The organism is Azospirillum brasilense (genome assembly GCF_008365405.1).
In the GTDB taxonomy this organism is placed as follows: domain Bacteria; phylum Pseudomonadota; class Alphaproteobacteria; order Azospirillales; family Azospirillaceae; genus Azospirillum; species Azospirillum brasilense_D.
In genome coordinates this window covers 448,095-469,611 of the sequence record NZ_QOKV01000002.1, presented here as the reverse complement: position 1 = coordinate 469,611, position 21,517 = coordinate 448,095, and the positions used below count along the sequence as shown (strand labels likewise).

Annotated in this window: 18 protein-coding genes; 10 read left to right on the top strand and 8 right to left on the bottom strand. The window is 70.0% G+C overall.

The window, feature by feature from the left end:
* Window positions 1-20 precede the first annotated feature (20 nt).
* The 4 genes from DS837_RS06395 (at window position 21) to DS837_RS06380 (ending at window position 3,967) form a co-directional block, all read left to right on the top strand.
* Window positions 21-683 carry an amino acid ABC transporter permease gene (locus DS837_RS06395; protein WP_035679436.1) on the top strand — a complete coding sequence of 221 codons (663 nt, stop codon included), beginning with the start codon at window positions 21-23 and terminating at the stop codon, window positions 681-683.
* Between the two features lie 4 nt (window positions 684-687).
* Window positions 688-1,497, top strand: a complete 810-nt coding sequence (locus tag DS837_RS06390) for an amino acid ABC transporter ATP-binding protein (RefSeq protein ID WP_149163954.1) — start codon at window positions 688-690, stop codon at window positions 1,495-1,497.
* A 13-nt stretch (window positions 1,498-1,510) separates the two neighbouring features.
* Window positions 1,511-2,704, top strand: coding sequence for an MFS transporter (locus tag DS837_RS06385; RefSeq protein WP_149163953.1), 1,194 nt, complete (start codon window positions 1,511-1,513; stop codon window positions 2,702-2,704).
* 66 nt (window positions 2,705-2,770) lie between these two features.
* A complete protein-coding gene (locus DS837_RS06380; RefSeq protein ID WP_149163952.1) occupies window positions 2,771-3,967 on the top strand; it encodes an ATP-dependent DNA helicase in 1,197 nt (398 codons plus the stop codon).
* A gap of 37 nt (window positions 3,968-4,004) precedes the next feature.
* Here DS837_RS06380 and DS837_RS06375 read toward each other — a convergent pair whose 3' ends face one another.
* The 4 genes from DS837_RS06375 to bla all read right to left on the bottom strand — a co-directional run bounded on the left by DS837_RS06375 (window position 4,005) and on the right by bla (window position 10,071).
* Window positions 4,005-7,112: a molybdopterin dinucleotide binding domain-containing protein gene (locus DS837_RS06375; protein WP_149163951.1), complete on the bottom strand. Its 3,108-nt coding sequence runs from the start codon at window positions 7,110-7,112 to the stop codon at window positions 4,005-4,007.
* 14 nt (window positions 7,113-7,126) lie between these two features.
* Window positions 7,127-8,260, bottom strand: coding sequence for an NrfD/PsrC family molybdoenzyme membrane anchor subunit (gene nrfD / locus DS837_RS06370; protein WP_149163950.1), 1,134 nt, complete (start codon window positions 8,258-8,260; stop codon window positions 7,127-7,129).
* The gene (gene dsrO / locus DS837_RS06365) at window positions 8,260-9,012 is read right to left on the bottom strand and encodes a sulfate reduction electron transfer complex DsrMKJOP subunit DsrO (RefSeq protein WP_149163949.1); all 753 of its coding nucleotides are present in this window, start codon (window positions 9,010-9,012) and stop codon (window positions 8,260-8,262) included. The genes nrfD and dsrO overlap by 1 nt, the downstream gene beginning before the upstream one ends.
* A gap of 168 nt (window positions 9,013-9,180) precedes the next feature.
* Window positions 9,181-10,071, bottom strand: coding sequence for a class A beta-lactamase (gene bla / locus DS837_RS06360; protein ID WP_149163948.1), 891 nt, complete (start codon window positions 10,069-10,071; stop codon window positions 9,181-9,183).
* Window positions 10,072-10,178: 107 nt separating this feature from the next.
* On the opposite strand from bla, the gene DS837_RS06355 reads away from it, so the two are divergent.
* Window positions 10,179-11,051 carry a LysR family transcriptional regulator gene (locus tag DS837_RS06355; protein WP_149163947.1) on the top strand — a complete coding sequence of 291 codons (873 nt, stop codon included), beginning with the start codon at window positions 10,179-10,181 and terminating at the stop codon, window positions 11,049-11,051.
* Here the strand turns inward: DS837_RS06355 and DS837_RS06350 are convergent.
* Window positions 11,048-12,034 carry an aldo/keto reductase gene (locus tag DS837_RS06350; protein ID WP_149163946.1) on the bottom strand — a complete coding sequence of 329 codons (987 nt, stop codon included), beginning with the start codon at window positions 12,032-12,034 and terminating at the stop codon, window positions 11,048-11,050. The genes DS837_RS06355 and DS837_RS06350 overlap by 4 nt on opposite strands.
* 329 nt (window positions 12,035-12,363) lie before the next feature.
* On the opposite strand from DS837_RS06350, the gene DS837_RS06345 reads away from it, so the two are divergent.
* From DS837_RS06345 to DS837_RS06335, 3 genes are all read left to right on the top strand, one after another.
* Entirely contained in the window at window positions 12,364-14,391 is a 2,028-nt protein-coding gene (locus DS837_RS06345; protein WP_149163945.1) for a methyl-accepting chemotaxis protein, read from the top strand.
* Between the two features lie 130 nt (window positions 14,392-14,521).
* Complete coding sequence (locus DS837_RS06340) at window positions 14,522-15,661, top strand: SbmA/BacA-like family transporter (RefSeq protein ID WP_149163944.1); 1,140 nt, start codon at window positions 14,522-14,524, stop codon at window positions 15,659-15,661.
* A gap of 89 nt (window positions 15,662-15,750) precedes the next feature.
* A complete protein-coding gene (locus DS837_RS06335; RefSeq protein ID WP_149163943.1) occupies window positions 15,751-16,947 on the top strand; it encodes an HPP family protein in 1,197 nt (398 codons plus the stop codon).
* 52 nt (window positions 16,948-16,999) lie between these two features.
* Here DS837_RS06335 and DS837_RS06330 read toward each other — a convergent pair whose 3' ends face one another.
* From DS837_RS06330 to DS837_RS06320, 3 genes are all read right to left on the bottom strand, one after another.
* Entirely contained in the window at window positions 17,000-17,884 is an 885-nt protein-coding gene (locus tag DS837_RS06330; protein WP_149163942.1) for a ParB/RepB/Spo0J family partition protein, read from the bottom strand.
* Window positions 17,874-18,908 carry an AAA family ATPase gene (locus DS837_RS06325; protein WP_149163941.1) on the bottom strand — a complete coding sequence of 345 codons (1,035 nt, stop codon included), beginning with the start codon at window positions 18,906-18,908 and terminating at the stop codon, window positions 17,874-17,876. Before DS837_RS06325 ends, DS837_RS06330 begins: the two co-directional genes overlap by 11 nt.
* A 171-nt stretch (window positions 18,909-19,079) precedes the next feature.
* Window positions 19,080-19,844, bottom strand: a complete 765-nt coding sequence (locus DS837_RS06320) for a M48 family metallopeptidase (protein ID WP_247889797.1) — start codon at window positions 19,842-19,844, stop codon at window positions 19,080-19,082.
* A 188-nt stretch (window positions 19,845-20,032) separates the two neighbouring features.
* On the opposite strand from DS837_RS06320, the gene DS837_RS06315 reads away from it, so the two are divergent.
* Together DS837_RS06315 and DS837_RS06310 are read left to right on the top strand one after the other, a co-directional pair.
* On the top strand, window positions 20,033-20,641 hold the full coding sequence (locus DS837_RS06315; RefSeq protein WP_149163939.1) for a flavodoxin family protein: 609 nt from the start codon (window positions 20,033-20,035) through the stop codon (window positions 20,639-20,641).
* A 177-nt stretch (window positions 20,642-20,818) separates the two neighbouring features.
* Window positions 20,819-21,508, top strand: coding sequence for a sigma factor-like helix-turn-helix DNA-binding protein (locus tag DS837_RS06310; protein WP_149163938.1), 690 nt, complete (start codon window positions 20,819-20,821; stop codon window positions 21,506-21,508).
* Window positions 21,509-21,517: the final 9 nt, after the last annotated feature.

Sequence of the window (21,517 nt, the reverse complement as noted above, 5' to 3'; positions counted from 1 at the left end):
GTGAACGGAGGACCCCTCCCGTGACGCTCGACTTCGCCCCCGTCTGGGGAGGGTTGCCGGAGCTGCTGAAGGGCACCGTGGTCACCATCGAGGTGACCGCGGCGGCCTTCCTGCTCAGCGCCGTGCTTGGCCTGCTCGTCGGCATCATCCGCCTCAACCCGGCGCGGCGCGTGCTGTACGGCATCGCGTCGGCCTATGTCGCCTTCATCCGCGGCACGCCGCTGCTGGTGCAGCTGTTCCTGCTGTTCTTCGGCCTGCCACAGTTCGGCATCCTGCTGCCGGCGTGGCTGTGCGGCGTGATCGGGCTCGGCATCTACAGCGGCTCCTACGTGTCGGAGGTGGTGCGCGGCGCCATCCAGTCGATCGACCGCGGCCAGATGGAGGCCGCCCGCTCGCTCGGCATGTCCTACCGCGAGGCGATGTGGGAGGTGGTGCTGCCGCAGGCCTTCCGCCGCATGCTGCCGCCGCTGGGCAACGAGACCATCGCGCTGATCAAGAACTCGGCGCTGGTGTCGCTGCTGACCATCGACGACGTGATGCGCGAGGGGCAGCGCATCATCTCCACCAGCTTCCGCGCGCTGGAGGTCTACATCGCGGTGGCGCTGATCTATTTCGTGCTGACCAACGCGGCCACCTGGATCCTGCGCCAGATCGAAAAGCGCATGACCGTGGAAAGAGGGTAAGCCGGTGATCGAGATCCGCAACGTCTACAAGAGCTTCGGCAGCACCGAGGTGCTGAAGGACGTCAGCCTGACCGTCCAGCCGTCGCGCACCACCGTGGTCATCGGCCCGTCCGGCTCGGGCAAGAGCACGCTGCTGCGCTGCTGCAACTGCCTGGAGACCGCCGACCGCGGCGAGATCCGCATCAACCACCGCACCATCATCGCCGACGGCAAGCCGCTGCCTGACAAGGAGCTGAACGCGCTGCGCGCCGAGACCGGCATGGTCTTCCAGTCCTTCAACCTGTTCCCGCACATGACCACGGTGGAAAACGTCATGCGCGCCCCCGTCGTGGTGCGCGGCATGGCGAAGGCCGAGGCGCGGGAGCTGGCCATGGGGCTGCTGCGCAAGGTGGGGCTGGACGACAAGGCCGACGTCTATCCGTCCACCTTGTCGGGCGGGCAGAAGCAGCGCGCCGCCATCGCCCGCGCGCTCGCCATGAAGCCGAAGGTGATGCTGTTCGACGAGCCGACCTCCGCCCTCGACCCCGAGCTGGTCGGCGAGGTGCTCCAGGTCATGAAGACGCTGGCCGAGGAAGGCATGACCATGATGGTGGTGACCCACGAGATGGGCTTCGCCCGCGAGGTCGCCGACACCGTGGTGGTCATGGCCGACGGGCGCATCGTCGAATCCGGCTCGCCGGAGCAGATCTTCACCAACCCGACCCAGGAGCGCACCCGCGGCTTCCTGCGCGCGCTGGTGGACGGCCATCTGGCCGGCGCCCGTCCGCAGCCGGCGGCCGACGACCCGCTGGACACCCTGCCCGGCAACCACTGACGCCCCGTCCATCTTGCCCCACACCCAACGGGCGCCCGCCTCGCCGCTCATGGTGCTGGCCGCGCTGATCCTCGGCGTCTGCGTCATCCAGGTCGCCAACGGCATCCTGCAAATCCTGCTGCCGCTCCGCCTCGCCGAGGCGGCGGCACCGCCGCTGGTGGTCGGGGCGGTGGCATCGGCCTATTCGGTCGGCTTCGTGCTGGGCTGCTGGGCGGCGCCCTGGATGATCCGCCGGGTGGGCGGGGTGTGGTCCTTCGCCGCCTTCGGCCTGCTCGCCGCCGCCGCCACGCTGCTGCTGAACCTGCTGCCCGACGCCCAGGCCTGGGTGGGGCTGCGGCTGCTGATGGGGGTGTCCTATGTCGGGATGCTCACTGTCGCGGAAAGCGGGCTGGCCACCCTGTCGCCGCCGGGATCGCGGGGCAGCGTCTTCTCCCTCTACATGATCGCCTGCAAGGTGGCGGTGATCGGCGGCCAGATGCTGCTCGCCAGCCCGGACCTCTCGGCGCTCTGGCTGACCGTGCTGGCGGCGGGCTGCTACGGCCTGTCGCTGGTGCCGGTGGCGGTGATCCGCCCGCCGGCCAGCGCCGCGCCGAAGGGGCCGGCGCCCTCGCCCTGGCAGTATGTGCGGCGGGCGCCGGTGGCCTTCGCCGGCTGTCTGATGGTGGGCCTGTGCAACACCGCGGTCACCGGCATCGGCCCGGCCTGGCTCGCCGGGCTGGCCCTGCCCGCCGCCGGGGTCGCGCTGATCATGTCGGGCATCCAGGTCGGCAGCGTGGTGCTGCAATGGCCGATCGGCCGGCTGTCGGACCGCCACGATCGGCGGCTGGTGATCTTCGCGGTGTCCGCGGTGGCGATGGTCGCCGCCTTCCTGATCGCCGCCTTCGCCAACCCGCCGGGCGGCGCGGCGCCGCAGACCGTGCTGTTGGGGCTGTTCACCCTGTGGGGCAGCGCCGCCCTGTCGCTCTACGCGATCTGCGTGGCCCACGCCAACGACCATGTGACGGCGGAGGAGACGGTGCCGCTGGCCAGCGCGCTGCTGCTCGCCTGGGCATTGGGGGCGGCCCTCGGACCGCTGCTGGCGACGGCGGCCATGGAGTGGTTTGGGCACGACGCGCTGTTCGTCTATGTCGGGGTGGTGTCAGGCGGGCTGACCCTGTTCGCCGGCCTGCGGCGCCTCATCAGCGGGCCTTTTCGTTCGGAGCCGTAAGGCTTGGCCGCGGGCCGCCGGGCAGGCTACTGTGTCCCGCCCAGCAGCCCCCCTCCCCCGCGCTCCATGCCCAGCACCACCGACACCCCGACCGACGAGCAGTTCCGGGCGATCCAGGCCATCGACGCCTGGTACGCCGACCCTGCGGCCCCCCAGATGTTCTGGCTGGCCGGCGAGGCCGGGACCGGCAAGACCAAGACCACCGTCTTCGCGCTGGACCACCTCCAGGACCGCCGCAACCTGGAGAATTTCGTGGTCGGCGCGCCCACCGGCAAGGCGGCGCAGGTGCTGCGCCGCAAGGGCATCGACCGGGCGGCGACGCTGCATTCGCTGATCTACGCGCCGCGGCAGGACGACGATACCGGCGAACTGTTCTTCGCCCGCCGGTCGGAGGGCAAGTTCGCCGAGGCCGACCTGATCGTCTGCGACGAGGGCTCGATGGTCGGGGACGATGTGGCGGGCGACCTGCTGCGCTCCGGCAAGAAGATCCTGATGATCGCCGACGACTACCAGCTTCCCCCGGTGACTGGCCAGGGCACGCTGACCAAGGGCGAGCCGGATTTCCGGCTGGTCGAGCCGCACCGAACGGCGCGGGAGAGCCCGGTGATCCGGCTCGCCCATCTGCTGCGCCGGCAGGAGCTGCCGCGCCGCTTCGGCACCGCCGGGAACGCCCATGTCCTGCCGCTGAACCGGGTGACCGAGCCGCTGGCCCTGCGGGTGGACACCCAGACCATCTGCGGCACCCACCGCGTGCGCACCGACTTCACCCGCCGCATCCGCACCCGCCACGGCTTCGACACGGTGATGCCCCAGGCCGGCGAGCGGGTGATCTGCCGCCGCAACGACCGCGAGGAGGGGTTGTTCAACGGCATGATCGGCACGCTGACCCGCCCGGCGGCGGAGGGGCGGGGGCGCCAGGACGGGCTGTGGTCGCTCGGCGTCCATATGGAGGACGAAGTGAAGCCCCGCAGCAAGCTGATGGTCCATCCCTGGATGTTCCAGGCCCACTACAGCGGCGAGACCAAGGCGCCGCGGGTGGAGCGCGACGTGCAGCAGTTCGATTGGGCCTGGATGATCACCTGCCATTCCGCCCAGGGATCGGAGTTCCCGTCGGTCACCGTGCTCGACGATTCCGCCGCCTTCCGCGAGCACAGGTGGCGCTGGCTCTACACCGCCGTCACCCGCTCGCAGGACGAGCTGTTCCTGCTGCTGCGCAACGCCGATCTCGGCGGGAACTGGCGGATGCCGGAACTCGACGCGTGACGGGCTGAAGCATCGGGGGGCCGCAGCCCCCGATGGCTCACGCCGCCGCGGCCACCCGCTCCAGCTTGGCGGGAAGGCCCTGGCGCACCGCCGTTCCGGCGATGGGATCGACCCAGACTGAGGCGCCCGGACGGGTCGGGTCGTGCAGGCCGAGGTCGTTGATGTTCACCCCCGCCCCGATCTCCGGCACCACCGGCTGGCTGTGGCCGCCGATGACGTGCGCCCGCGCGCCGAACTCCTTGTGGCCGAAGCCGTGCTCGACGGCCAGAACGCCGGGCATCACGCCGTGCCGGACGATGGCGGTCGCCAGCTCCGCCCCGCCCGGTGTGGCGATGCGGATGCGGTCGCCGGTGGCGATGCCCAGTCGCCGCGCGTCCTCCGCGTTGATGCCGACCGGGTTCTCCGGGTGCAGGTGGCGCAGGCGGCTGGCCGCGATGGTGTAGGCGCTGACCAGCACCGATTTCGAGCTGATGAGCTGGAAGGGCCAGTCCTCCACCGTGTGGACCTGCCGCATCGGCGTGCCGTCGGCGAAGGCCGGGGGCGTCCAGGCGGCGGTGCCGGTCCAGCGCTTGCCGGTGACGCTGCTCTTCGCCGCGCCGACCGCCTCGTTGTAGACCAGCAATCCGTTCTTGAAGCGGTGTGTGGCCTTGTCGCCCTCGAACCCCTCCGCCTGGTTCTGGTAGCGCCCGCCGCGCGCAAGGATGAAGGCGACCTTGCGCCACTCCTCCTCCTTCAGCACCGCCTGGAGCGCCGGCAAGACGCGGGCGACGCCGGACAGGGCGATGTCCTCGTCCGAGGCGTCGGGCACCGGCTGCTTGCCCAGCCACGCGATGTTGGCGCCGCCGCGCAGGTACCAGTCCTCGGGCCGCTCCAGCGGGTGGGTGTTGCCCTCCATGTCGGCAATGGCGTCGGGGCCGAAGCCGGGCAGGCCCAGCCGCTTCGCGAGGGCGATCAGGAAGGTCTCCATCTGGACGTGCCGGCCCTCCGGCAGCGGTTCGGTGCGCGGCGTCACCACCGGCCAGCGCGCCGTCGAGGTCTTGGTCGGCACACCCGCCCAGGGGGACGCCCAGCCCCAGGTCTCGTACAGCACGGTGTCGGGGATGATGTAGTCGGCGAAGGCCGTGGTTTCGTTGATGAAGGGGTCGATGGCGACGATCAGCGGCAGCGCCTTGGGGTCGCGCAGCTTCGCCTCCACCTGGGCGCGGACGCCGGGGATGCCGTAGACCGGGTTGCTGTTCCACAGGAACAGGGCCTTCAGCGGGTACGGGTAGCCGTCCACCACGCCGCTGGTCAGATACTCGGTGGTGAGCTGCGGGGCGTTGGGGTACCAGGGCGCCTTGGCCGGATAGGGTTTGCCCGCCTCCTTCTTCGCCTTGAACTCGCTGGATTTCTCGTAGGGGACGGGGCGGCTGATCGGCGTGCCGGAGGGCTTCACCTGCCCAGGGAAGCTCGCCAGCTTGTAGCGCGGGCCGTCCTGCTCGTCCGGGAAGCGCCCGCCGCCGAAGATGGTGCCGCCCTTCCAGTTGAGGTTGCCGATCAGCGTGTTCAGCGTCACCACGCCGAAGGCGTTGTAGAAGCCGTTGCCGGCCATCATGCCGCCGTGGGTGTTGGCGGCGGCCTTCTTGCCGTGGCTGGTGAACTCCCGCGCCAGACCGGCGATGACGTCGGCGGGGATGCCGCAGGCGTCGGCGTAGCCGGCGAGGTCGAGCCGCATCGCCTGCTCGCGCAGCAGGGTCAGGCCGGTCTTCACCGCGACGTCGCCCGCCGGGGTCGTCACCGTCCCGCCATGGAACAGCGCGGCCGGTCCCGTCAGCGCGTCGTGGGCCACCGGCGTGCCGGCGGGGTCGAGCACGACGAAGGCGTCCTTGGCGCCGTAGCGCTCCGTCTCGTCCAGCGTCACCCAGCCGAGGTCGGAGGCGCGCAGCATCCGCCCGTCGCGCGGGTGGCCCGCCTGCTGGATCACCAGATGGGTGGCGTTGCACCAGCCGGCCTCGCCCGCCGCCTCCGCCGCCTTGCCGTTGGGCTGGGACAGGTAATTGGCGTCGATGCGCCCGTTCTCGAACATCCAGCGCATCATGCCCATGACCAAGGCGCCGTCGGTGCCGGGCCGGATGGGAATCCAGTTGGACCGCTCCGCCGCCGCGCGGTTGTCGGCGTTGGTCAGCACCGGATCGACGACGACGTAGTTCAGGACGCCGTCCGTCCGCCCCTTGGCGAGCAGCATGGCCTGCCGCTTGAACGGGTTGCCGGCGTTCGACGGGGCGGTGCCGATGAACAGCACGAACTCGGCGTTCTGCAGGTCCGGCTTGGCGTGCGGCATCTTCTTGGCGTCGCCGAACACCGCCCCCGAACCGGAGCGGTAGGCGCCGCCGCAGTAGGAGCCGTGGCCGACGAAGTTGATGGTCCCCAGCGCCTGGTTGAAAAAGCGCCGCACGAAGGGCTCCCGCCCGTCGTTGACCGACGACAGCAGGGCCACCTGATTGACCTTCGGCCCCAACTCGGGTGCGGCCGGGTCGATGGGCGTCTTCAGGTCGCGCAAGGCCCGCAGGCCGGGCACCGGGCCTTCGCCGAACAGGTCGCCGCCCTCCGCGATCTCCTCGACCAGACGGTCGAAGGCGATGGGTTCCCACCGGCCGGAGCCGCGCGGGCCGACCCGCCTCATCGGCGTGGCGACGCGGAAGGGCGAGGTCAGCATCTCCAGCGCCGCGTTGCCCCGCCCACAGGCGGTCGAGCGGCCCTTCAGCCCCTTCTCGTCGAGCCGCGACAGCGACTTGAAGCTCTCCCTGATCGGCGTGCCATAGGGCAGGAAGGGATCGGTGGACAGCGGGCTGTAGGGGTTGCCGGCGACGCGCAGCACCGTGTTCTTCTCCACATCCACCCGGACACGGACGCCGCACAGCGTGGTGCAGCCGAGGCAGGCGACGTTGGCGACGATCTGGCCCGACGTCGGGGTAAGGTAGCCGGTCGCCGGATCGACGCGGAATTCCGGGGCCGGGGCATTGCCGGAGATGGCGTGGTCGGGCTTGTCACCGGCCCAGGCGCCCTTCACGAGCTTGCGCCCGGTGTCGGAGAAGCCACCCGCGAAGGCGGCGAGCGCGCCGCCCGCGGCGCTGGTCTTCAGGAGAAGGCGACGGGAAATCGACATGATGGTTGCTCCGTTCACTCGGCGGCGGCCACGGTTCCGGCGGGCGCCTGGGGGGCGCGGGCCGGAGCGGGCGCCGGGCGGCGCGGGGAAGGCAGGATGGCGGTGAGGGCGATCAGCAGGAACAGCCAGAGTCCCGCCGTGCCGACGATCCCCAGCAGCCCCTCCGGACCGGCGGGCAGCGCGTAGTCGTAGAAGCCGGCGCCGGTCTTCGGCACCGTCTGGCCGCCGATGAACACGGTCCAGCGGAACATCCAGGCGCCGTGCAGGGCGATCAGCCCGGTCAGCAGCCCCGTCCCGGCGGGCTTGGCGATGGCGATGACGAAGGGCAGAGCGGTGGCGGCGACGGCCCAGACGGCGGTGACTCGCCACGCCTCAGACCCGGCGACGCTGCCCAGCGCCTCCGCGTGGGTGGCGTCCAGCCCGAACAGGCCGAGCGCCAGCCACAGCCCGCCGACCAGCATGACGCCGCCCAGGACGCCGGCGAGCAGCCGGTTGGCCCGCACCTCCACCGCGCGGTCGTTGCCGGCGGCGAAGCGGTTCAGCACCAGCACCAGACCGGCGGCGCCGGCCAGCGCGGTCATCAGGAACTGTACGGGCAGGAAGGGCGTGTGCCACAACGGGCGCGCCTTGACCACCGCGACCTCCGCCCCGGTGTAGAGGGCGACGAGGAACGCGCCGGCCAGGGCGAAGAGGCCGGCGGCGCGGATCAGCGCGTCGTTGCGCCCGCCGCCCAGCGACGCCAGCCGGTAGAGCGTGGCCAAGCGGCTGTCCACCCGGCCATGCGCCTGCAACTCCTCGCGGAAACACGCCCAGCCGTAGACCAGCAGGCCGGTGACGTAGAGGGGGATGAAGACGGAGCCCCACCACATCCAGGAGGTCGGGCGCAGCACGACGTAGAAGTGCCAGAAGCGGCCCGGCTGATGCAGGTCCGACAGCAGCGCCACCGGGGCGGCCAGCCCGCAGGTCAGCGCCACCAGCAGCGCGGTGCGCCCCAGCGCACGCCAGTCCTGTCGAGCGAAGGCGTAGCCGGGCAGGCTGAGCAGAAGGCCGCCGACCGACAGGCCGATCAGGAAGAAATATTGAACGGCCCAGGGAAGCCACGCGACCTCGCGGGTCACGTTGATGACCTCGACGATGTGGTTGTCCATCACGCGTGCTCCTTCTCGGCATGGGGCTGGCTGCTGGGCCGCCAGAGCGTCGGCGTTCCGTCGACCTTGCCCTGGAAGCGGGGATCGAGGCCGAGGTAGAAGACGCGCGGCTGGGTCCCCTGCTCCGGCTTCAGCACCTTGGGGTTCTCGTCGCGGACCAAGGCGGCGACGGCGCTGTCCGGATCGTTCAGGTCACCGAAGACGCGGGCGCCGCCGACGCAGGTCTCCACGCAGGCGGGCAGCAGCCCGGCCTCCACGCGGTGGACGCAGAAGGTGCATTTGTCGGCGGTCTGGGTCTCGTGGTTGATGAAGCGCGCGTCGTAGGGGCAGGCCTGGACGCAATAGGCGCAGCCGACGCAGACGGTGTTGTCCACGACGACGATGCCGTCCCGGCGCTGGAAGGTCGCGCCGGTCGGACAGACCGGGATGCAGGGCGGGTTCTCGCAATGGTTGCACAGGCGCGGCAGCATGTAGCTGCCGGCCTTGCCCTGCTCGGTCACTTCATAAGTGGAGACGATGGTGCGGAAGCTGCTTTCCGGGACATCGTTCTCCATGATGCAGGCGACCGTGCAGGCTTGGCAGCCCACGCATTTGCCCACGTCCACCACCATCGCCCAACGGTGCGCCGGATCGCCGTCCCGGCGCAGCGCCGCAGCGCCGGGGGCTGCGGCGGCGGGCATCGCGGCCACCGTCGCGGCGCCGATGGTCGCGGCACCGGCGCCGAGGCAGAAGTTGCGCCTTGATCGGTCCATGGCTGGCCTCTTCGCACCTGATTCCTTCGGCCGCGACGAACCGCGGCCCTATGGTGCGAAGGGTACCGGCCCCCTGCCCCCACTCCCATTGGGGGCATCCCTACACTTCTTAGGGTAAACCCCAGTGACGACATGCCGCAGGGGGCGGACCACAGTGTCCGGCGTGGATCAGCCCTTGAGCGCGTCGGCTACCGCCCGCGCCACGCCGGCGTGGATCGCATCCCGTTCCTTGAAGGCGTCGGCCGTCTCGGTCAGGTAGCTGGCGATCAGCAGGGGCGCCCTCCCCTCCGGCCAGACGATGCCGACGTCGTTGGCCGTCCCGCGTGTGCCCGTGCCGGTCTTGTCGCCGACCCGCCAGCCCTTCGGCAGCCCGGCGCGCAGGCGCTTGTCGCCGGTCCGGTTGGCGACCATCCAGGCGATGAGCTGGTCGCGCGACGCCGGGGTCAGCGCGTCGCCCAACATCAGCCGCTCCATGCTGTGGACCATCGCCGCGGGCGTGGTGGTGTCGCGCGGGTCGCCGGGAATGGCGCTGTTCAGCGACGGCTCGTTGCGGTCCAGCCGGGTCTTTTGGTCGCCCAATGTGCGCAGGAAGGCGGTCAGCCCGGCGGGATCGCCCACCGTCGGCAGCAGCAGGTTCGCCGCCACGTTGTCGCTGAGCGTCATCGTCGCCTCGCACAGCTCGGCCACCGTCGGGGGCGGGCCGTCGAGGCGTGTTTCGGCGAAGGGGGCGTAGGGGACCATGTCCGCCTTGGTCACCGGGATGCGCCGGTCCAGCCGCTCGCGCCCCTCGTCCACCCGCTTCAGGACGGCGCCAGCCAAAAGAAATTTGAAGGTGCTGCACATCGGAAAGCGCTCGTCCGCGCGATGCCCGAAGCGCTGCCCGGTGCCGGTGTCGAGCACCGCCACGCCCAGCCGCCCGCCGCTGCGGGTTTCCAGCGCGGCGATGGCGTCGGCCAGCCGCTTATCCCCGAATTTCCTGGGTTTCTCCGCCCTCACGCCGGTCGCCGCCAGCAGCGTCACGCCGCCCGCCGCGGCCAGGAAAGCCCGCCGTCCGATCATTCTGTCCTCGTGTCATGCCGTGTCGATGGGCGGACGATAAAAAGCTGCCGGCCTTCGAACAAACGATGATAGTTTTCACAAGCCGCAAGAAAAACTTATAGCTGTCCATGGCCCGTCCACAGCTTCCGCTCAACGCGTTGCGCGCCTTCGAGGCGTCGGCCCGCCATCTCAGCTTCACCCGCGCCGGGCTGGAACTGTGCGTCAGCCAAGCGGCGGTCAGCCAGCAGATCCGCACGCTTGAGGCGCGGTTGGGCGTCACCCTGTTCCGCCGTCTGCCGCGCGGCCTCGCCCTGACCGACGAAGGGGCGGCGCTGGTGCCCGTGCTGATGGACGCCTTCGAGCGCATCGGCGCGACGCTCGACCGTTTCGCCGACGGGCGCTACCACGAGGTGCTGACGGTCGGGGTGGTGGGGACCTTCGCCACGGGCTGGCTGCTGCCGCGCCTGCCGGCCTTCACCGCGGCGAACCCGGCGGTCGACCTGCGCATCCTGACCAACAACAACCGGGTCGATCTGGCCGGCGAGGGGCTGGATTTCGCGATTCGCTTCGGCGACGGCTCCTGGCACGGGGTGGAGGCGGTGCCGCTGCTCGACGCCCCGCTGACCCCGCTCTGCGCCCCGGCGCTGGCGCAACGGCTGTCCGCCCCGGCGGACCTCGCGCGGGAGGTGCTGCTGCGCTCCTACCGGATCGAGGAGTGGCAGCGCTGGTTCGCGCTGGCCGGGGTGCCCTGCCCGGCCATCCGCGGTCCGGTCTTCGACTCCTCCCCCACCATCGCCGCCGCCGCCGCGATGGGGGCCGGGGTGGCGCTGCTGCCGGCGCGGCTGTTCGGCCATGACCTGACCACCGACCGGCTGGTCCGCCCCTTCGCCATCGAGGTGCCGGCGGGCCGCTACTGGCTGACCCGCCTGCATTCCCGTCCCGAGACGGCGGCGATGCAGAGCTTCCGCCACTGGATCGCCGCCGTCCAAACGGAAGACTAGGCCGGCGTTGGGGCCTGCTCCGGCAGGACGCCGGCCTGTTTCAGCTCCCGCCAGAAGTCCGCCGGGATCGGCTGCTTCATCAACGCCATATTCTCGTGCACGCGCGGCGGGTTCTTGGTGCCCGGAATGACCGACGCGACGACCGGGTGCGCCGCGCAGAATTGCAGCGCCGCCGCCCGCAGGTCCACGCCGTGCCGTTTGGCGATCTCGGCCAGACGGTCGCGCGCCGCCACCTTGTCCGGCGGAGCCTCCTGGTACTCGAAGGTCTTGCCCCCGGCGATCAGGCCGGAGTTGTAGGGGCCGCCGACCACGACATGGACGCCGCGTTCCTGGCAGCGCGGGAACAGCGTGTCCAGCGCCGGCTGGTTCAGCAGGCTGTAGCGCCCGGCCAGCAGGAAGACGTCCGGGTCGGCCCGCTCCAATGCCATCACGCAGGGTTCCACCCGGTTGACGCCAAGCCCCCAGCCGCGGATCACACCCTCCTCGCGAAGCTTGGTCAGCGCCACGGCGGCGCCCGTCATGGCGGTGTTGAACACCTCCAGCCAGCGGTCGCCGTGGGCGTCCTCCGCGCAGTCGTGGATGTAGGCGATGTCGATGCGCGCCATGCCCAGCCGTTGCAGGCTGTCCTCGATGGAGCGGCGCACCCCGTCGGCGGTGTAATCATAGTCCACCCGGAAGGGCAGCCCCTTCACGAAGGGGCCGTGCTTGCCGCCCTTGCTGGAATCGGCGCGCAGCAGGCGCCCGACCTTGGTGGACAGAACGAAGTCGTCACGCGGGCGATTGCGCAGAACATGGCCGAACCGGTGCTCCGATATGCCGGGGCCGTATTCCGGCGCCGTGTCGAAATAGCGGATGCCGGCGTCCCAGGCGGCGGACAATGTGGCCTCCGCCACGTCGTCCGGCACCTCCTCGAACATGTTGCCGAGCGGAGCGCCACCAAATCCGATGGGTCCGGGCGGAGCGAAATGCTTGCTGTCCGGCATGACCGACCTCTCGTTGTTCCGTGCGTGTGCGGGATTCCAGTCTGCGCTCTGGCGGCGCTTCTCTCAACATGGGGCCTCAACATCGGGATGGTTCGGGCGTTCCCATTCGCAACCCGCAGACGCGGGCGTGGCAATTTGCGACGCGGATGGGAGCGCGTTGGCAAATTGCAACGGTTGGGAAGGAACAACCGCGCAGCCCGCTCGGGAATTTTGCTGGGTGGAACAGCAATTGCGCGGGGATTGGGAGTTGGTATGGAATTTGAGAATGATTTGATCCGGTGCGGGCGACCGACGCCGAACAAAAAATACCCCAGGCAGGATATCCCATCATGACCACCTCCCTTCGTGCCTTTGCCAACTTGCGCACCGCCACCAAGGTCTATACCGGATTCGGGGTCACGCTGGCCCTGCTGGTCACGTTGGGGGCGGTGTCCTGGAGCGGTCTTCGGTCCAACGACGAAGCGCTGCGCAGCTACGCGGCGCAGTCCGACGTCACGGTGACGCTGGGGGTGGCGGACACCGCGTTGTCCGACGCGCTGGGGGCTGCGGCGGAATTTCTCGTCGTCGGCACGGACGGCGCGGCCAATCGATTCCGCGCCACCGCCGGCGAGTTCCGCCGGCAGCTGGACAAGGCGGCTCCCGCCATCGGCGATTCCGCCGACCGTCAGGCGGTGGAGGAGATCCGCGGGCTGGAGCGGGATTTCCTGACCGGCTTCGACCGTCTGGTCGCCCTGCGCACCGAGCGCGACGGCATCGTCGCGGAGGTCGTGAACACGCTGGGCGCCGACATCCGCCGGACGCTGAGCGATCTGGTCGCCGCGGAACGGCAGACCGGCAACCTGGACCGCACCGTTCAGGCCGCGGGGGTCAGCGAGAAGTATCTGCTGGTGCGCGTGCTGGTCGCCCGCTTCGTGACCGAGACGAAGCCCGAGGATCTGGTCCGCATCCGCCAGGATCTGGCGGCGGTGGCCGCCGATGTCGAGGGCGAAGCCAAGGGCTGGGCCGACTCCCCGGGTGCCGCCAAACGCAACGAGGTGCTCGCCAAACTGCCGCGCTACACCGCCGGCATCGAGCGCATCGCCGCCATCGCCGAGGAGATGGCGCACGTCAACGCCGACACGCTGACCCGCGCCGGTGCCCAGATCAACGGGAGGATCGGGGCGATCCGCCAGAACTCCACCGAGGTTCTGAAGGGGCTGGAGATCAGCGCCGCCACCGCGGTGACCGCCGCCGAGCGGCAGGGAACCGCGGTGACCGCCGCCGCCGTGGCGCTGGGCCTGCTGCTGGCCTGGATGATCTCGCGGGCCATCACCCGTCCGCTCGGCGCCATCACCAGAGCGATGGGCCGGCTGGCCGAAGGCGATCGGTCGGTGCAGGTGGACGAGGGCTGGCGGAAGGACGAGATCGGGGCGCTGGCCCGCGCCCTTCAGGTCTTCAAGTCGAACGCCGAGGAAATGGAACGCATGCGCAAGGCCCAGGAGGCGGCCGAACGTCAGGCCGCCGAGCAGCGCCGCGCCACCATGATCCGCATGGCCGATACCTTCGAGACGACGGTCCAGGGCATTGTCGAGGCGGTGGCGAGCGCCGCCGGTGGCATGCACAACGCCGCCAGCACCTTGTCCGGCACCGCGACGGACGCCAGCGAGCGCTCGCTCCTGGTCGCCTCCGCCTCCGAGGAAGCGTCGGCCAACGTGCAGACCGTCGCCAGCGCGACGGAGGAACTGTCGGCCTCGATTGCCGAGATCGGCCAGCAGGTGGAGATCTCCACCCGCATCGCCGGTCAGGCCGTGAGCGACGCTGAAGGCGCCGACCAGACGATGCGCGCCCTGGTCACCGCCGCCGAGCAGATCGGGCAGGTGGTGGAGATCATCAGCGGCATCGCCGCCCAAACCAACCTGCTGGCGCTGAACGCCACCATCGAGGCGGCCCGCGCCGGCGAGGCGGGCAAGGGCTTCGCCGTGGTGGCGGGCGAGGTGAAGGCGCTGGCGAACCAGACCGCCAAGGCGACCGATGAGATCCAGTCGAAGGTGCAGGAGATCCAGCAAACCACCGGCGGCGCGCAGAAGGCCATCGGCAGCATCGGCCAGACCATCGGCCGGATGAGCGAGATCGCCACCACCATCGCCGCGGCCATCGAGGAGCAGGCCGCCGCGACCCGCGAGATCGCCAGCAGCGTGTCCCAGGCCGCCCAGGGGACGGAGGAGGTGTCGCGCAACATCGCCGGCGTCAGCACGGCGGTGTCGGAAACCGGCGACGCCGCCAGCCGCGTCCACGGCACCTCGGAGGAACTGGCCGTCGAGGCGGAACGTCTGCGCAGCGAGGTGCGCAGCTTCATCGCCACCGTCCGGGCCGCCTGACCCGGCAGGAGGGGGATTCGCCGCTTGTTCCGGTTCCCGTCCGCCGGATGGGTGTTAGGCTGAACCGAGACGCCTGAGCGACAGGCGTCTCGGTTTGGCGCTTCGATTGGGCGGCCGGGATTGGTCGGTCATGATGAGAAGGATTTCCCTGAGGGGCGCTTCCGGCTTCGTCCGGCGTTTCGCCAGGCTGGCCGGGGGCTACTGGGCGGGGCGGGACCGCTGGTCGGTATGGCTGCTGACGGCGGCCCTTCTGGCCCTGACGGTGGCGCAGGTGTCGGTCCCGGTCATGTTGAACCTGTGGAGCCAGCGCCTGTTCGACGCGCTGGAGCAGCGGGCGATGGACCGTTTGCCGGTCATGGCCGCGGTGGCCGGCGGCATCCTGCTGTTCAACATCGCCGTCACCGTGTCGCATCTGTGGGTAAAGCGGCGCCTCCAGTTTGGCTGGCGGGCGTGGCTGACCCGGCGGCTGGTCGGCGACTGGCTGTCGGACGGCCGGGAGCTGGCCCTCGCCTCCCGCCCCGGCGACCACGACAACCCGGACGGGCGCATCGCCGAGGACGTCCGCATCGTCACCGAACTCGCCATCGACCTGGGCCATTCGCTGACTTACTGCCTGCTGTTGCTGGTCAGCTTCGCCGGCATCCTGTGGCAGCTTTCCGGAGTCGTTCCTGTCACGCTCGGCGGCGTGAGCCTCGCGGTGCCCGGCCATCTGCTCCTCCTCGCCCTCGCCTTCTCCGCCGCCGGGACGGCCGCGGCCATCGCCGTCGCCCGGCCGCTGGTCCGCGCGGCGGAGCGCCGGCAGGGGCTGGAGGCCGATTTCCGCTTCGGGCTGGCGCGGGTGCGGGAGAATGCCCCGATCATCGCCCGGCAGCATGGCGAGGCCGTGGAGCGCGGCCGCATGGCCCTGCTGTTCGGCGGGGTGCGCCGTGGCTGGGAGCGGCAGACCGGCGCGCTGGCCCGGGTGATGGCCTTCGGCGCGTCCTACTCGGTGCTGTCCGCGGTCTTTCCCATCCTGGTGGTGGCGCCCCGCTACGTCGCGGGGACCATCACGCTGGGGGTGATGATGCAGACCGCGCAGGCCTTTCAACAGGCCGTCGCGGCGCTGTCCTGGCCCATCGACAATCTGGCGACCGTCGCCCAGTGGAAGGCGTCGATGGAGCGCGTTCTGGGGCTGAAGGCGGCGCTGGACGGAATCACGCCCTTGCCCCTGGTCAAGGCGCCTGCTCCCGATGTCCTGTCCGATGGCGGCGACACCGTGCGGAAACGATGACGTCGTCCGGCACTTTCCGTTTGACCTCAACTTAGCTTGAGGTTCTATCTTGCCGCCGCAAGCCGAAACCATGGGAGGGACAGGGCCGAATGCACCGCGAGATACGGCTCCTGCTGCGCCGCTGGAAAATTACTCTGCTGAAGAAACGCGAAAACCGCCGCCGCCTTGCCCTGTTCAGGCCCATTCTGCCCGGTGCGAACCTGAAGGACCGGCTGATCGCCTGCTGCGGGGCCATGCTCGGCCTCGCCGCGACGGGCCTGCTCTGCCACAACCTGCTGACCCACATCACCAGCGCGCCGGCCCTGGTGGCGCCCCTCGTGGCGCCGATGGGGGCGTCGGCGGTTCTGCTGTTCGCGGTGCCGGCCAGTCCGCTGGCTCAGCCCTGGTCGATCATTGGCGGCAACACCCTGTCGGCGCTGGTCGGGGTGATGGTTGCGGCGCTGATCCCCGACCCGATGCTGGCCGGCGGCGTGGCGGTGGCGTTGGCCATCGCGACCATGTCGATGACGCGCTGCCTGCACCCGCCGGGCGGTGCCGCCGCGCTGACCGCGGTGATCGGCGGCCCGGCGATCGCAGCGTCGGGGATGCAGTTCGTGTTCTATCCGGTGGCCGTCAATTCCATTCTGCTGGTGATGGCGGGCTGGACGTTTCACCGCTTCTCCGGCCATTCCTACCCGCACCGGGCGCCGCCCAAGCCGGTCAACACCCATGGAACCGCCGATCCGCCCGCCCGGACGCGCGCCGGTGTGACCGCCGACGATCTGGACGAGGCGATCCGCGAGCTGGGAGAGGCGCTGGACGTTAACCGCGACGACCTGAGCGCGCTTCTGGAGAAGGCGGAGCTTCACGCCATGGAGCGGATGCACAGTGGAATCACCTGCGGCGACATCATGGCCCATGATGTGGTGACGGTGAGCCCGGAGGCCCATCCGGAGGTGGCCCGTGCCCGTCTGATCGAGCACGCCTTCCGCACCCTGCCGGTGGTCGACCGGCGCAACGTGGTGGTCGGTCTGGTCGGGCATCAACATCTGGTCGGGGACGCCGCGACGGTGGCGGCGGTGATGGCCCCGCCGGTGACCGCCGGCCCGGAAACCCCGGCCTTCCGCCTGCTCGGCCCACTGTCGGACGGCGGCACGCACGAGGTCGCCATCGTGGATGCAAGCGGCGGGCTGCTGGGGGTGGTGACCCAGACGGACCTGCTGCTGGTGATGGCCCGCACGAATCTTCTGCAATCGTTGGACAGCGCCCGGAGCCCGGCCGTGCTGGTGGCGTCGGAAAGCCGCTGAACCGCCCCGGAAGACGGCTCCGCGAGAAAATTTTCTCGCGGAGCCGTCTTTTTTACTCCCCTCCCCTGCCCTTCCCGGCGTTCAGGATCGCGTCGATGTCGTCGCGGATCGCGCGGAGCGTCTCCCGATCGATGTCGGCCAGCGCCAAGCCCTGTTCACGGACGCTGGCAACGGTCCGGCGCGCCCCGAACACCGCCTTCGCCAGCGGCTTCGGCAAGGCGCTGCCGGTCGGAACCGCGTTGCTGCGGGGCTTTGCCGCCACGGGCGCCGGGGTCTCCTCGTCGGCGGAGCGCCGGGTCATCTCCGTGACCAGCACGTCCCAGCCGCGCAGCTGTTCGCCCTCCCCTTTCAGCCGGGCGATCTCCACCAGCCGGTAGCGCGCCGGGCGGTGCAGCGGGTACTCGTCGCGGATGCGCTGCGGCAGGCGGCTGATGAGCAGCGCGCGGGAAATGTCCACCCGGTCCTTGCCGACGATCCGCCCGACATCCTCCTGCCGGTAGCCGTGGCGCTCCATCAACCGGGCGTAGGCGTCGCCCTCCTCGAAGGGGGACAGGTCGGCGCGGACGACGTTCTCGATCAGCGCCAGCTCGTCCGACGCACCGGTGACGGTGACGGCGTAGATGGTCGGATGGCCGAGCGCCCGCACGGCGCGGAAGCGCCGCTCCCCGAAGACGAGCTGGAAGCGTCCGTCGCCCAGCTGCTGCACGCCGACCGGCTGGGCCAGCCCATGCTGCGCGATGGAGGATTTCAGCGCTTCCATGTCCGCTTCGTCGAAATGGCGGCGCGGCTGGTCGGGGTTGGTGACGATGCGGCCGACGTCGATCTCCACGACGACCGGGCCGCGGCGGTTGAAGCCCTGCCCGTCCTCGCGGGCTTGGCGCTCGGCCGCCGCGGTGGCCAGCACACCGGTGTTCGTCCGGGCCAGTTTACGCGACATGGGCCATCACCTCCGGCATGCGGGCACGTTCCTGAATCAGCGCGTCGGCGACGGCCTGATAGACCTCGTAGCCCGGCGCGTCCGGCACCGCCTCCAGCGCGGCGCGCCCGGCGGCCACCGACTGGGCGTAGACGGTCGCCCGCGGGATCGGGCCGAAGACGCGCAGCTTCGCGCCGAACAGGTTGCGAATGTCGTCGAGCGACGCTTGGTCCTGGGTCAGCCGCGCGTTGAACATCGTCGGCAGGATGCCGAGAACGCTGACCCCCGGGTTGGCCCGGCGGCGGATCATGTCCAGGTTCTCCAGCAGAAACTCCACGCCGGCGACGCTCAGCATCTCGGTCTGGCAGGGAATGGCGACGGTGTTGGCGGCGGTCAGCGCGTTGCGCGCCAGCATGCCGAAATGCGGCGGAGTGTCGACGAAGATGAAATCGTAGCTCTGCCGCGCTCCGCCATCCAGGCATTCACGAAGCGCGCAGTCGCCCGAGGACTGGCTTTGCAGCTCCGCCTCCGCGTCGCCCAGCCGCATGCCGCTGGGGATCACGTCGAGCCCGCTGTCGGTGGTGACGATGTAGTCGCCGAGGTCGAAGCCTTTCCCCCGCGATTTCAGCGCCTCGACGGATGCCTTCAGCGCGTAGTAGAGGGTTTTCTCCTCGCGCTCGCGCTCGATGGAGTTGATGCCGAGATGGATGGTGGCGTTGGCCTGCGGGTCGGCATCGATCAGCAGCACCTTGAAGTGCCGGGCGAGCAGGGTGGCGGTGTTGACGGTGAAGGCGGTCTTGCCCACGCCGCCCTTGCGGTTGGCCGCGGCACAGATCAGCGCCGGGCCATGCCGCGTCACCGTTCCGATCTTCTCCCGCAACAGCAGGGAAATGACCGGGGCCGGGATCTTCTCGCTGCCGTTCTCCCAGCGCGAGATCTTCGCCTTGTCGTATTTCCGGCCGAGTTTCTCGTTCAGCCAAGCCGCGAAATCCGGCTGGTTCAGCGTCCGGCCTTCCCGGAACGCCTTGATGTCCTCGCCGCGCATGGTTCATTCCCCTGCCTTGCCCCGAGGCCACTTTTGCGCGGCGCCCGAGCCCGGTCAAGCTGGAATGTTGACTCCGGGGCAGGGTAGGGGAGTCAACATCCGGCGAGAAAATTTTCTCGCGGGACAAGCCTCCGGCGGGCGGCGCAATCCATGCACCGCCCGCCGCTCCGGTCAGCCCGGCTTGTAGGCCGCCTTCGCCTCGGGCATCAGCTTTTGCAGAGCGGCGATGCGGTCCGCCGTGCCGGGGTGGGTGGACATGAAGGTGGGCTGCTCGCCCCCCGCCTGCTTCATGTTCTGCCACAGCTCGATGGCCGCCTGCGGGTCATAGCCGGCGCGGGCCATCATCAGCAGCCCCGCGCGATCGGCCGCCAGCTCCTGGTTGCGGGAATAGGGCAACAGCAGGCCGTACTGCGCGCCGGTGCCCAACGCCGCGGCGATCATCTCGCTGCCGCCAACCCCGCTCGCCCCGGCCACGGCCCCTAGGATGCTGGTGCCGGCGTCGGTGGCCATCTGGGTGCTCACCCGCTCGGCGGCGTGGCCCTCAAGATTGTGGGCGATCTCATGGCCGATGACGGCGGCGAGCTGCGCGTCGGTCTTGGCGTACTGGAACAGCCCCTCATAGACGCCGATCTTCTGGCCGGGCAGGGCGAAGGCGTTGGCCTCCTTGCCCTGGAACACGCGCACCTCCCAGCCCGCGGGGTCGAGCGAGGCGGCGCGCAGCAGGCGGGCCGAGATCTGCTCGGCGCGGCGCTGGTAGCTGGCGTTGGCGGTGGCCGGGGTCGACTGGATCAGGCGCTGCCAATCCTGTTGGCCGAGTTCGACGAGATGCTCCTGCGAGACGAGGTTCAGCCCGAGCCCCGTCGAGTTTCCGGCGCATCCGGCCAGCGCCAGGGACCCGGCCAGCGCCGCGGCAAGGCACAGGGGTCGGACGGTCATGATCGGCATTGCTCTTCCTCCGTTGTGGTTCTGTCCACCGCATCCTATCCGATGGCGGATGGGCTGTGCCGGGGCAATTCGGTGGTCATGGTTTCGGTGGCCGTGTTCCGGAAGCCGCAACGTTTGCCAGGGGCGGATGTTGCTTTCCGTTACCGCCGTCAGGCGGCGGATCGCATCCGGAGAGCACCATGCCGATCAACGCCTTCGCGCTCAACTGCACCCTGAAGCCGTCGGGAAAGCCCTCCTCGACCGACGCGATGATCGGCCTGCTCCAGAAGGACCTTGCCGCCCATGGGGTCGAGGTGGGCGCGCCGGTCCGCGTCGCCGACCATGACGTGAAGCCCGGCGTCACCTCGGACGAGGGGCCGGGCGACGCATGGCCGGACCTGCGCCGCCAAGTGCTGGAGGCGGATATCCTCGTCCTCGGCACGCCGATCTGGATGGGGCAACCGTCCAGCGTGTGCAAGCGGGTGCTGGAGCGCATGGACGCCTTCCTGGGCGAGACGGACGACCAGGGCCGCATGGTGTCCTATGGCAAGGTCGCACTGGTCGCGGTGGTCGGCAACGAGGACGGCGCCCACCATGTCTCGGCGGAGTTGTTCCAAGCGCTGAACGACGTCGGCTTCACGCTTGCCGCCAACGCCGTCTGCTATTGGGTGGGAGAGGCGATGCAGAAGACCGATTTCCAGGATCTGGACAGGGTGCCGGACAAGGTGGTCTCCACCTCGGCCATGGCCGCGCGCAACGCCGCTCACCTCGCGCGCTTTCTGAAGGAAAACCAGTATCCCGGCGAATGACGGTCTCCGGCGATTAGACGTCTAATAGCGTCGCATCGCCGTCCACCCCGGCCGTGCCATTCTGTGGATATCCTCACAAGAGCCTTCTCAACCGTCCGCGCGATTCCATGTATAGTCGGTCTTGTAAGCCGGCGGCGCGATGGCGTCGCCGCGGGTGGATGGTGGCAGGAGGAACGGGTGACGACGCTCAAGGAATTCGAAGAAGCCTTGAAGACGGCGGGCAACACGGAGGCCCTGGAGATCCTGGGCAAGCTGCGCGAGCGCGACAAGGCCCAGCGGTCAATCCGCCCGGCGCGCCGCGTCGTCGGCAAGAAGATGACTCCGGAACTCGCCGCACAGATTCTGGAGCTTCACCGCACCACCGACATGACGCAGCAGGAGATCGCGTTCCAGCTCGGCGTCAACCAGGGCCGCGTGAACGAGGTCATCAAGCGCGGCAAGTGGCTGAACGACGACCCCAACGCGCCGGAGGCCGTTGCCCGCGACAAGGCCAAGGCCCGCGCCAAGGACGGGGTGGGCATCGACCCGCGGCCGACCCGCCCGAAGAAGAAGAAGGCCAAACTGGATGAGGAACCGGCGGTCGAGCCGGTCCAGGAGGCTACGGAGGAGCACGCGCCGCCCATCAAAACTCCGGCTGCGGAAGAACCGACACACCCCCCTGAGCCGGTCGAGGTGGCATCGCCCGCCCCCGTGCCCGAACCGGCTCCTCTGGAGCGGGTGGAGATGGCCCTGAACCCGGATGTTCAGGATACAGCCGCCCAGGATCAATCAGCCGAAGACAAACCGGCGGCGGAGAAGGCGCCCAAGGAGAAGAAGAAAAAGCGCAAGGCCGAGCCACCGGCGCAGTTGCTTTTCGACGGGCTGTAAGGCGCCCGC

Bases quoted from the DNA above. Each gene is read 5' to 3' on its own strand.
- DS837_RS06380 (WP_149163952.1), top strand. From the start codon at position 2,771: ATGCCCAGCACCACCGACACCCCGACCGACGAGCAGTTCCGGGCGATC.
- DS837_RS06375 (WP_149163951.1), bottom strand. From the start codon at position 7,112: ATGTCGATTTCCCGTCGCCTTCTCCTGAAGACCAGCGCCGCGGGCGGC.
- nrfD (WP_149163950.1), bottom strand. From the start codon at position 8,260: ATGGACAACCACATCGTCGAGGTCATCAACGTGACCCGCGAGGTCGCG.
- dsrO (WP_149163949.1), bottom strand. From the start codon at position 9,012: ATGGACCGATCAAGGCGCAACTTCTGCCTCGGCGCCGGTGCCGCGACC.
- bla (WP_149163948.1), bottom strand. From the start codon at position 10,071: ATGATCGGACGGCGGGCTTTCCTGGCCGCGGCGGGCGGCGTGACGCTG.
- DS837_RS06355 (WP_149163947.1), top strand. From the start codon at position 10,179: ATGGCCCGTCCACAGCTTCCGCTCAACGCGTTGCGCGCCTTCGAGGCG.
- DS837_RS06350 (WP_149163946.1), bottom strand. From the start codon at position 12,034: ATGCCGGACAGCAAGCATTTCGCTCCGCCCGGACCCATCGGATTTGGT.
- DS837_RS06345 (WP_149163945.1), top strand. From the start codon at position 12,364: ATGACCACCTCCCTTCGTGCCTTTGCCAACTTGCGCACCGCCACCAAG.
- DS837_RS06340 (WP_149163944.1), top strand. From the start codon at position 14,522: ATGATGAGAAGGATTTCCCTGAGGGGCGCTTCCGGCTTCGTCCGGCGT.
- DS837_RS06335 (WP_149163943.1), top strand. From the start codon at position 15,751: ATGCACCGCGAGATACGGCTCCTGCTGCGCCGCTGGAAAATTACTCTG.
- DS837_RS06330 (WP_149163942.1), bottom strand. From the start codon at position 17,884: ATGTCGCGTAAACTGGCCCGGACGAACACCGGTGTGCTGGCCACCGCG.
- DS837_RS06325 (WP_149163941.1), bottom strand. From the start codon at position 18,908: ATGCGCGGCGAGGACATCAAGGCGTTCCGGGAAGGCCGGACGCTGAAC.
- DS837_RS06320 (WP_247889797.1), bottom strand. From the start codon at position 19,844: ATGACCGTCCGACCCCTGTGCCTTGCCGCGGCGCTGGCCGGGTCCCTG.
- DS837_RS06315 (WP_149163939.1), top strand. From the start codon at position 20,033: ATGCCGATCAACGCCTTCGCGCTCAACTGCACCCTGAAGCCGTCGGGA.